General features: G+C 60.6%; 9 protein-coding genes. 7 read left to right on the plus strand and 2 right to left on the minus strand.

Annotated elements, in window-relative coordinates; translation table 11 throughout:
* The first annotated feature begins 448 nt into the window (after positions 1-448).
* On the plus strand, positions 449-1,480 hold the full coding sequence (locus AC07XF_RS28235; RefSeq protein WP_495029137.1) for a D-cysteine desulfhydrase family protein: 1,032 nt from the start codon (positions 449-451) through the stop codon (positions 1,478-1,480).
* A gap of 3 nt (positions 1,481-1,483) precedes the next feature.
* On the opposite strand, the gene AC07XF_RS28240 is transcribed toward AC07XF_RS28235, so the two are convergent.
* A complete protein-coding gene (locus AC07XF_RS28240) occupies positions 1,484-1,822 on the minus strand; it encodes an FKBP-type peptidyl-prolyl cis-trans isomerase (protein WP_495029138.1) in 339 nt (112 codons plus the stop codon).
* A gap of 173 nt (positions 1,823-1,995) precedes the next feature.
* Here AC07XF_RS28240 and AC07XF_RS28245 point away from each other — a divergent pair, with 173 nt between their 5' ends.
* The 4 genes from AC07XF_RS28245 to AC07XF_RS28260 all read left to right on the plus strand — a co-directional run bounded on the left by AC07XF_RS28245 (position 1,996) and on the right by AC07XF_RS28260 (position 6,089).
* Positions 1,996-3,069, plus strand: a complete 1,074-nt coding sequence (locus tag AC07XF_RS28245; protein ID WP_495029139.1) for a diguanylate cyclase domain-containing protein — start codon at positions 1,996-1,998, stop codon at positions 3,067-3,069.
* 121 nt (positions 3,070-3,190) lie between these two features.
* Complete coding sequence (locus AC07XF_RS28250; protein ID WP_495029140.1) at positions 3,191-3,796, plus strand: DJ-1/PfpI family protein; 606 nt, start codon at positions 3,191-3,193, stop codon at positions 3,794-3,796.
* 185 nt (positions 3,797-3,981) lie between these two features.
* Positions 3,982-5,286, plus strand: coding sequence for an MFS transporter (locus AC07XF_RS28255; RefSeq protein ID WP_495029141.1), 1,305 nt, complete (start codon positions 3,982-3,984; stop codon positions 5,284-5,286).
* A gap of 26 nt (positions 5,287-5,312) precedes the next feature.
* Positions 5,313-6,089 (plus strand): substrate-binding domain-containing protein, encoded by a 777-nt coding sequence (locus AC07XF_RS28260; RefSeq protein WP_495029144.1) that lies wholly within the window; start codon positions 5,313-5,315, stop codon positions 6,087-6,089.
* Here the strand turns inward: AC07XF_RS28260 and AC07XF_RS28265 are convergent.
* Positions 6,079-6,993 carry a LysR family transcriptional regulator gene (locus tag AC07XF_RS28265; RefSeq protein ID WP_007999581.1) on the minus strand — a complete coding sequence of 305 codons (915 nt, stop codon included), beginning with the start codon at positions 6,991-6,993 and terminating at the stop codon, positions 6,079-6,081. The genes AC07XF_RS28260 and AC07XF_RS28265 overlap by 11 nt on opposite strands.
* Before the next feature lie 156 nt (positions 6,994-7,149).
* Between AC07XF_RS28265 and AC07XF_RS28270 the strand changes: the two genes are divergently transcribed.
* Positions 7,150-8,958: a monovalent cation:proton antiporter-2 (CPA2) family protein gene (locus AC07XF_RS28270; RefSeq protein ID WP_495029142.1), complete on the plus strand. Its 1,809-nt coding sequence runs from the start codon at positions 7,150-7,152 to the stop codon at positions 8,956-8,958.
* A 143-nt stretch (positions 8,959-9,101) separates the two neighbouring features.
* Positions 9,102-10,199, plus strand: coding sequence for a DNA alkylation repair protein (locus AC07XF_RS28275; protein ID WP_495029143.1), 1,098 nt, complete (start codon positions 9,102-9,104; stop codon positions 10,197-10,199).
* Positions 10,200-10,332: the final 133 nt, after the last annotated feature.

The following is a 10,332-nucleotide window of genomic DNA, read 5'->3' on the forward strand; positions in this document are numbered from 1 at the left end:
CAGCCGCGACACCCTTTGTAGCAGCTGCCGAGCCCGCGAGGCTGCGTTCGGCTGCGAAGCAGTCGTAAAATCAGTCACTGCGGTACGTCAGGCAGGCCGCATCAACTGGACTCACGACTGCTTCGCAGCCGAACGCAGCCTCGCGGGCTCGGCAGCTGCTACAGATCGCATTACCGCTTAACTGATAGGCATTAGGCCAGCGCCTGTTCATTGGCGTAAAAGTGGGTCGTCTTCAGTACCGTGGGCCAGCAGACTGTAAGGCGCATGAGCGTGCAACCCGTGCAGGCGCTCAAGCCCGGTCCAGCCTATCCAATGCGGCCTGGAAAGTCCTGCTGCCAGGCGGGATTGGTTACACCGGGTTAAAACAGTCATGACTGACAGTGCGTTTATCCCGCCTGCCTTTCTCCATAGAGTCACCTTGACCATGGTGAACAACGAGGCTCGATTGATGCAAACCCAACTGGACAAGTCACTGAGTGTTTTTGCGCGGGCAGACCTGCTGCAAGGTCCCACGCCCATTCAGCGGGCTGCGCGACTCGAACAGCTGCTGGGCTTGGACAGGCAGGGTATCGGCCTGTTTCTCAAACGCGACGACCATATGTTGATCGGCGCGGGCGGCAACAAGCTGCGCAAGCTTGAATTCCATATCGGCGCGGCGCTGCAAGCCGGGATCGATACGATCATTACCGTGGGCGGCATCCAGTCCAACCATGCCCGCCTGACCGCCGCGGTGTGCGCACGACTGGGCCTCGCCTGCGAGTTGTTCCTGACCCGGGCCGTCGCCAAAGCCGAAGTGGATTACGAACTCAACGGCAACGTGCTGCTCGACCAGTTGTTCGGCGCGCAGATGCAAGTGTTTGCCGGCGGTACCGACTCACTGGCCAAAGCCGAGGCCAGGGCTGCGCAGCTTCGGGATTCGGGGCGCAAGGTCATGGTGCTGCCGACAGGTGGTTCAACCCCCTTGGGCAGCCTCGGCTATGCCCGCTGTGCAGCGGAAATCGCGCAGCAGGAGGCGGAACTGCAACTCACGTTCCATCAAGTGGTGGTACCCAACGGCAGCGCCGGGACGCATGCCGGGCTCGCGGCAGGTTTCCATTTGCTTGGTCGGGGTACGTCCGTGGTCAAGTCGTTCTCGGTGTTGTCCGACCAGGACTCATCGGCGACGAGAACCCTGCAACTGACCCGAGAGACATTGGCGCTATTGGGCAATAGCGCCGAGGTACAGGCTGCCGGGGTTGTGATTGACGGCAGCCAGCTGGGTGCCGGCTATGGTCTGCCAACCGCCGCCATGCAGGACGCCGTACGCCTGATGGCGCGTGCCGAAGGCCTGTTGGTCGACCCGGTGTACTCCGGCAAAGCCTTTGCGGGTTTGCTGGCCGACCTGCAGCAGGGGTGCTTCGGCCCCGGGGACAATGTGCTGTTCGTCATGACCGGCGGTACACCCGGCCTGTACGCGTATCGGGAAACTTTTCAGGCCTGACGGTCAATCATCCCGCGTCAGCACTTCCAGCAACTCAATTTCGAAGATCAGGTTTGAATTCGGCGTGATCTTGCCCATGGTGCGTTCGCCATAGGCCAGATGCGCCGGCACCAGCAGTTTGCGCTTGCCACCGACCTGCATGCCCATGATCCCCAGATCCCAGCCCTTGATGACCCGCCCGGTGCCGATCACGCACTGGAAGGGTTTGCCACGGCTGTAGGAAGAATCGAATTCGGTCCCGTCCTCCAGCCAGCCACGGTACTGGGTGGTGATCAGCGCGCCTTTTACAGCGGCTTTTCCGTCACCCAGCTGAAGATCGATTACCTGAAGCTCGTCATTCATTGATTTCACTCGTATGCTCACTCGCCCTCAAGGGCCTGTTGGGCGCCGTTTTCCCAGATTTGCCTTCGATTGGCAACCATTGCCGCCTCCGCGCGCGGCATTCAAAGCTGTTTGCTGAACTAAAATAATCAACAATTACCCGTACGGTTCACCGCCCTGATGGCCATCCCCGAATGATCTTGCTCTGGACCAGTGTCATCCTTGGTTCAACGACGCTCACCCTGATCGTCGCGCTGGTCTGGCGCGAACGTACACTGCAAAAACAACTGGCCGAATGTCGCACCATCGTCACCAGCCTGTCCGAAGGCCGGAACATTCATCAGGATGGCGATGCCGAGCGCTTCAAGCGCAGTCAGTATTTCGCTCGTATTGGCACGTGGGATTGGGATGTCGACACCGACCGGTTGTACTGGTCAGACGCCATTTTCGGCATGTTCGGCTTCAAGATCGGCGAAGTGACGCCCTCTTACGCACTGTTCTGCTCCTGCGTGCATCCGGACGACCGGCTCAGGGTTCGGGCCGGCGAACTGCGATGCCTGGAAACCGGCGAAAACCATGATGAGGAATACCGCGTGGTCTGGCCCGACGGAACGATCCGCTGGCTTCGGGAAACCGGCAATGTGGTCAAGAATGACCACGACGAAACGATCAAGATGATGGGCGTGGTACGCGACATCACCGAAGAAAAGGCCTCGGCCAACTACCTCAAGCACCTGGCCCATTACGACCCGCTGACCGGTCTGCCCAATCGCCTGGTGCTCGAAGAGCGCCTGTCCGAGGCGCTGGAGCAGGCGCGCACCAGCGCCACACGGGTGGCGCTGGTGTTCGTCGACCTCAATGGCTTCAAGGCCATCAACGACCGCTACGGTCATGCGGCCGGCGACCGCGTGCTTGTCACCACCGCCAACCGGCTCAAGCGCATTCTGCACGGCACCGACACCGTCGCCCGGATCGGTGGTGACGAATTCGTGGTCATCTTCCAGGACCTGCCCCAAGGCAAAAACCTGCAAGACGAAGCGCGCACGATCTGCCAGAAAATCTTCGTCGAACTGTCCCCGCCCGTGACCATCGGCAACGACCAGCGTCATATCGGCACCAGCCTCGGCGTCGCCGTGTTCCCCGATCATGCACCGAGCATTGACCGCTTGCTGCACATTGCCGACCTGGCGATGTATGAGGCCAAGCGCAGCGGGAACAATCAGTATCGGTTGGGTACCGACAGCGTGGTGCGGGCACACAGCGAATAGCGCTTCGTCGCCTGGTGCCGGGGCGCGATACATGACTGTTATCATAATAATCTTTCGAACTGTACCGGCACCATCGAGCGGCGCGCGAGTAGGCTGCTCAAAACCCCCATCGGAGTTCGCCATGCACATCGCCATTCTGACCTTTGACGGTTTCAACGAACTGGACTCGCTGATCGCCTACGGCATGCTCAGCCGGGTTTCCCTGCTCGGGGACAAGGATTGGCGCGTAAGCATCGCGTCACCGACGTCGCGGGTCACGTCAATGAATGGCTTGACCATCGATGCGCACATCGATCTCGCCGAGGCCTGTCAGGCGGATGCGGTGCTGGTGGGCAGTGGCCGCAAGACCCGGGAAGTGGCCGCCACCCCCGGGATCATGGCGCAACTGCAATTCGATCCCGCACGCCAACTGTTGGCGGCCCAGTGTTCCGGCACTTTCCTGCTGGCCAGACTCGGACTGCTCGGCGATGCCCCGGCCTGCACCGATGCCATCAGCAAACCCTGGGTGGTGGAAGCCGGGGTCAATGTCGTCAACCAGGCGTTCTATGCCAATGGCAACATCGCCACCGCGGGTGGCTGCCTGGCGTCGCCGTACCTCGCGGCCTGGATCCTGGCCCGGTTGAAAGGCCGCGAAACAGCCCGGGAAGTGCTGAACAATTTCGCCCCGGTGGGTGAGAAGGATGAGTATGTGGCCCGGGGGATGGCGCATATCCAGGCGTTTATCTGATCGCTCAACCATCCAGCCTGACGCAGGTACAGCCCTTTCCCTGAATGCATTGATCCACTTTGCACATCAATGCATGCCAACAATGCAATTAACATATCGATGCCTCTGCTCCACTATCCGCCCCAATAAGAACCGTGCGCCGCGTCCTGTCGGCGCACGTCATAAAAGCGGTGGAGTACACGTCAATGACAGCATCAATCCAACGGCCCGCGACTGCCGGTCGCTCCCGGGCCAGTGCGATTTTCCGGGTCACCTCGGGCAACTTCCTCGAGCAGTTCGACTTCTTCCTTTTTGGCTTCTATGCCACGCAGATCGCTGCCGTGTTCTTTCCGGCCAGCAGCGAATTCGCCTCGCTGATGATGACCTTCGCGGTGTTCGGCGCAGGCTTTCTGATGCGTCCGTTGGGCGCGGTGGTGCTGGGTGCCTACATCGATGATGTGGGCCGACGCAAAGGGTTGATTGTGACCCTGTCGATCATGGCCAGCGGCACGATCCTGATTGTGCTGGTACCCGGTTACGAAACCATCGGTTTGTTCGCCCCGGCCCTGGTGCTGATCGGACGCTTATTGCAAGGCTTCTCGGCCGGTGCGGAATTGGGCGGCGTGTCGGTGTATCTCGCCGAAATCTCCACGCCCGGCCACAAGGGCTTTTTCACCAGTTGGCAGTCAGGCAGCCAGCAAGTGGCGATCATCGTCGCCGCCGCGCTGGGTTACGCCTTGAACCTGTGGATGGCACCGGGTGCGATTGCCGAGTGGGGCTGGCGGATTCCGTTTTTCGTCGGCTGCATGATCGTGCCATTCATCTTTCTGCTGCGCCGCAACCTGGAAGAAACCGAAGAGTTCGCCACCCGTAAACACCGCCCGAGCATGGCTGAGGTGTTCCGCACCCTGGGGCAAAACTGGCTGATCGTGTTCGCGGGCATGATGATGGTCGCCCTGACCACCACCGCGTTCTACCTGATCACGGTGTACGCGCCGACCTTCGGTAAAACCGTATTGCACCTGAGCACGTCCGATGCGCTGCTGGTGACGCTGCTGGTCGGCGTCTCGAATTTCATCTGGCTGCCGATTGGCGGCGCACTTTCGGACCGTATCGGTCGACGCCCGGTGTTGATCGCCATGGCCTTGCTGGCCATCGCCACCACCTACCCGATGCTGACCTTTCTGGTCAATGCGCCGAGCTTCATCCATATGCTGCTGGTGCTGTTGTGGCTGTCGTTCATTTATGGCCTGTACAACGGCGCGATGATCCCGGCGCTGACGGAAATCATGCCAGTGGAGGTTCGGGTGGCCGGTTTCTCCCTCGCTTATAGCCTGGCCACGGCCGTGTTCGGTGGGTTCACCCCGGCGATGTCGACCTGGCTGATCCAGTACACCGGCGACAAGGCTGCACCCGGTTTCTGGATGAGTTTCGCAGCACTGTGCGCACTGTGCGCGACGCTCTTGCTCTATCGCCGAGCCTCGAATCATCTGCAGCCGGTGGCGTCGTGAACCAGTCTTTTATCGAGAACATGACCATGAAAAAACAGTTCAGTTTTGCCGCGCTCGCGCTGGTGGCCACCCTGGGATTGAGCGGCATTGCCCAAGCGGAAGAGATCCGCGTGATGACCTCCGGCGGCTTCACTGCGGCCTACAAGATCCTCGGGCCGAAGTTCACCGCCGCCACCGGCAATACCCTCGACACCGCACTCGGTCCATCCATGGGCAAGGCGCCAGAGGCGATTCCCAATCGCCTGGCTCGTGGTGAGCAAGCCGACGTGGTGATCATGGTCGGCTACGCGCTGGACGATCTGATCAAACAAGGCAAAGTCGATCCCGCTTCAAGAGTCGAACTGGCAGATTCGCGCATTGGCCTGGTCGTGCGCGAAGGTACGCCGAAGCCGGATATCAGCAATGTCGAGGGCCTGAAAAAGACCCTGCTCGATGCGAAATCGGTGGCCTACTCAGACAGCGCCAGCGGCGTGTACATCGAGCAGCAGCTGTACAAACGCCTGGGGATCGAAGACCAGCTCAAGCCCAAATCGACGATGGTGCCGAAAGTCCCGGTGGGTTCGGTGGTTGCCACTGGGGATTATCAACTGGGCTTCCAGCAAGTCAGCGAATTGTTACCAGTGCCGGGGGTGAGCTTCGTGGCGAAGATTCCGGAGTCAGTGCAATCGGTGACCCGGTTTGCCGCCGGCATCCCGGTAGGTGCCCAGCACCCGGTCGAAGCCAAAGCCTTGCTGGAATACCTGGCCTCGGCCCAGGCTCAACCGGACGTGAAAGCGACCGGACTGGACTCGGTCAGCCGCTGACCGACGGCTGTACGACTTTCATCTCCACCACCAGCCGTTCCAGTTCCAGTGCCGCCGGGGTCAGGGTTCGACCCCGGCGCTTGATCAGACCGACGCTGCGCATTACCTGCGGATTGGTCAACGGCACCCGCGTCAGGATCGGATGATCCGCTGCCGGCATCGCCATCAGCGGCACTGCCGCTACGCCCAACCCAGCCTCCACCAGTCCGATCATGGTGGTTACGTGTCGGGTTTCGCAGATGCTCGGCCGCTGCGGCACCACGCCGGTCAACGCCTGGTCCAGCAGAAAACGGTTGCCCGAGGTTTTATCCAGCGAGATGTAATCCTGCTGATAGAACTCGTCCCAAGTGACACTGCTTCGCCCCGCCAGGGGATGATCGCGCCGGCACGCCACGACATACCCCTCTTGCACCAAGGGCTCGAAATCCACTTCGGCTTCCAGCGTGCCCATGAAACTCAGGCCGAAATCCGCTTCGCCATTGACCACCGCACTCAACACTTCGTGTGCACTGGAATCGAGCACCTTGACCTTGATCCGCGGAAACTGGCGGTGATAGTGCGCGATCACCCTCGGCATGAAGTAATACGCCGCCGACGGCACGCAGGCGACCGTGACGTGGCCAAGACGGGTCGAAGCGACTTCGCTGATGCCCAGCAACGCCACATCCAGATCGTCCAGCAGGCGCTCGACGCTGGGCATGAAACCTCGTCCTGCCTGGGTCAGGCTGACCTTGCGCGTAGTACGTTCGAACAGTCGCACACCAAGGGCGTCTTCGAGTTTTTCGATGCGCCGGCTCAAGGCGGGCTGGGAAATACGCACCGTATCGGCAGCCTTGCGAAAGCTGCCCTGCTCGACCACGGCACGGAAGGCCTGCAGGTCATTGAGGTCGAAGTTGATCGCCATGGGGTTACTCGGAAACGACGCTGATTGATCAGCTAATCCTATAAATGTAACTAACTAATGCAAATTGTAACATCTGAGGCCGAGCGCTTTGCTGACGCCGAAGGGCTCAGGCTTTATTCTTGTCACCCCCGCTGTACCGAGTCCTGGAGTTTTCCAATGCCCCATGAAGGCAACCTGCTGCAAGCCGCTGTCGTGTTCCTGATGGCGGCCGTGCTCATCGTTCCGTTAGCCAAGCGCCTGCAACTGGGGGCGGTCCTGGGCTATCTGTTCGCCGGAGTGATCATCGGCCCGTCGGTGCTGGGCCTGATCGGCAACCCGCAAAGCGTCGCGAACATTTCCGAACTCGGCGTGGTGTTGCTGCTGTTTATCATCGGCCTGGAGCTGTCGCCGCGACGTTTGTGGGTGATGCGCAAATCAGTGTTCGGCGTGGGCTTGGCGCAAGTGCTGTTGACCGGCACGGTGATTGGCGTGGTGGCGCTGTGGGCCTTTGGCCAGCCATTGAACACCGCGATCGTCCTGGGCCTGGGCCTGGCGCTCTCGTCCACGGCATTCGGCCTGCAAAGCCTGGCTGAACGCAAGGAACTGACCAGCCCCCATGGGCGGCTGGCGTTCGCGATTCTGTTGTTTCAGGACATCGCCGCGATCCCCTTGATCGCCATGGTGCCGCTGCTTGCCGGTGGCGATCACACCACCACCGCCAGCGAAGACCTGAACCACGGCTTGCAGGTGTTGTTCAGCATTGCAGTAGTGGTGATCGGCGGTCGTTATCTGCTGCGGCCTGTGTTTCGCGTGGTGGCCAAAACCGCGTTGCCAGAGGTCTCCACCGCCACGGCGTTGCTGGTAGTGATCGGCACGGCATGGCTGATGGAACTGGCCGGTATTTCCATGGCGCTGGGCGCCTTCCTCGCCGGCCTGCTGCTGGCGGATTCCGAGTATCGCCATGAACTGGAAGCTCAGATCGAACCATTCAAAGGCCTGTTGCTCGGGCTGTTTTTCATCAGCGTCGGCATGGGCGCGAACCTGAGCCTGTTGCTGAGCATGCCGGTCGCGGTGCTGGGCCTGACCCTGTTGCTGATCGCGATCAAACTGCCGCTGCTGTTTATTGTCGGTCGCCTGGCCGGCGGCTTGAAGAAGGTCAGTGCAATCCGCCTGGGCATCGTGTTGGCGGCCGGTGGTGAATTTGCCTTTGTGGTGTTCAAGATCGGTCGCGATCACGGGCTGTTCGCGGCAGAACTGTATGACTTGCTGGTGCTGACCATCACCCTGTCCATGGCCGTGACGCCGCTGTTGCTGTTGCTTTGCGCACGGTTGGTCAGCCCGAAAGTGCAACCGGTGGAAGTGCCGGAGAAGTTCCGCGAAATCGACGCCGACGCGCCACGGGTGGTGATCGCCGGCATGGGCCGCATGGGCCAGATCGTTGCGCGGATTTTGCGCGCACAGAACATCAAGTTCGTGGCCCTCGACACCTCAGTGGAAACCATCGAGCTGTCCCGCAGTTTTGGTGGTGTGCCGGTGTTCTATGGCGACCCGATGCGCCCGGAAATCCTCAGTGCGGCCAAGGCCGGGGAAGCCGAGTATTTCGTGATCGCCACCGACGACCCGGACACCAACATCAAGACCGCCGAATTGGTGCACAAGCTCTATCCGCATATGAAAATCATCGCCCGCGCCCGTAACCGTCAGCATGTGCACCGACTGATGGACGTCGGTGCCCACGCCGTGCGCGAAACCTTTTATTCGAGCCTGGAAATGAGCCGGCAAACCCTGATCGGGTTGGGATTGACCCAGGCCCAGGCCGATGCGCGGATCAAGCGCTTCAAACAGCACGATGAAGAGGTGCTTGAAGCCCAGCATGCGGTGTATGACGACGCGGTGAAGGTGATGCAGACGGCGCAGGAAGCACGGGTCGAACTGGCGAAGTTGTTTGAGTCGGATCAACTGCAAGAGCAAGCGGGCAAGAATTGAGGTGACTGGAATGGCCTCTTCGCGAGCAAGCCCGCTCCCACATTGGATCTTTGTCGCGCATAAGCTCTTCTGTGGGAGCGGGCTTGCTCGCGAAGAACGATAACGCGGTGTGATGGATCAACAACAATTGCCAAGGAGCCACCATGGCTGACCAACCCTCTCCGGCCCTAAAGGAAATCTTCAACACCGAGCGCCTCCAGCACATCGCCAGCGAAATGACCGCGGTCTATCCGCCATTCGAGGCCACGCATTTCCTGAAGCTCGCCCAATCCGGCCTCGCGGATCTCAGCGTCATGCAGCGCATGGCCCGGGTCAGCGAATGCCTGCACGCCGTGCTGCCCCTGGACTATGAAGCTTCGCTTCAGGTGCTGCGCGCCCTCGCCCCGCGCCTGAACAGCGGCTTCGTCAGCATGTGCCTGCCGCATTACGTCGCCAGTTATGGCGTCGATGCGTTCGACGTCTCGATGGACGCCCTGAAGTACTTCACTGCCTTCGGGTCCTCGGAGTTCGCGATCCGCCATTTCCTGCGCAGCGACCTCGATCGCTCGTTGAAGCTGATGCATGACTGGTCCCTGGATGACGACGAACACGTGCGGCGTCTCGCCAGCGAAGGTTGCCGGCCACGCCTGCCCTGGTCGTTTCGCCTGGAGCCGGTGCAGGCTGATCCGCGTCTGGCCGTTGGTATCCTCGACAACCTCAAGGCAGACAGCAGCCTGTACGTGCGCAAGTCCGTGGCCAACCACCTCAACGACATCACCAAGGATCATCCCGAATGGGTGCTGGACCTGATCGAAGGCTGGTCGCTGGACAACAAGCACACCGCATGGATCGCCAGGCAAGCGCTACGCAGCCTGATCAAACAGGGCAACCAGCGTGCACTGGCGATCATCGGCGCGGGCGGCAAGCCTGAAGTCGAGATCGTTGGGGTGAAAGTCGAACCGCCAGCGATTGGCCTGGGAGAAAAAATCACCCTGTCGTTTGCCGTCAAATCCACGATAGAAAGCAGCCAGCGCCTGGTGATCGACTATGCCATCGATTACGTCAAGGCCAACGGCAGCACGTCGGCGAAGGTGTTCAAACTCAAGGCGCTGACGCTGCCCGGCAACGCCATCGAAGTCGTCAGCCGTGGTCAGCAGATCAAGGAGCTCACCACCCGCCGACATTACGCGGGGCGCCATGCCGTGCACATCATGGTCAATGGCGAACGGCTGGCCAGCACGGCGTTCGAGATTCTTGCTTAAACCTCAAGATGGATATTGGATGTACCGCCGCCTTCGCGAGCAAGCCCGCTCCCACAGGAGGCCGCGTTCCAATGTGGGAGCGGGCTTGCTCCTTTCTCTTCTACACATCTGACGCTGCCGACGATGGTATACC

Source organism: Pseudomonas sp. GW821-FHT01C01, from assembly GCF_059422645.1.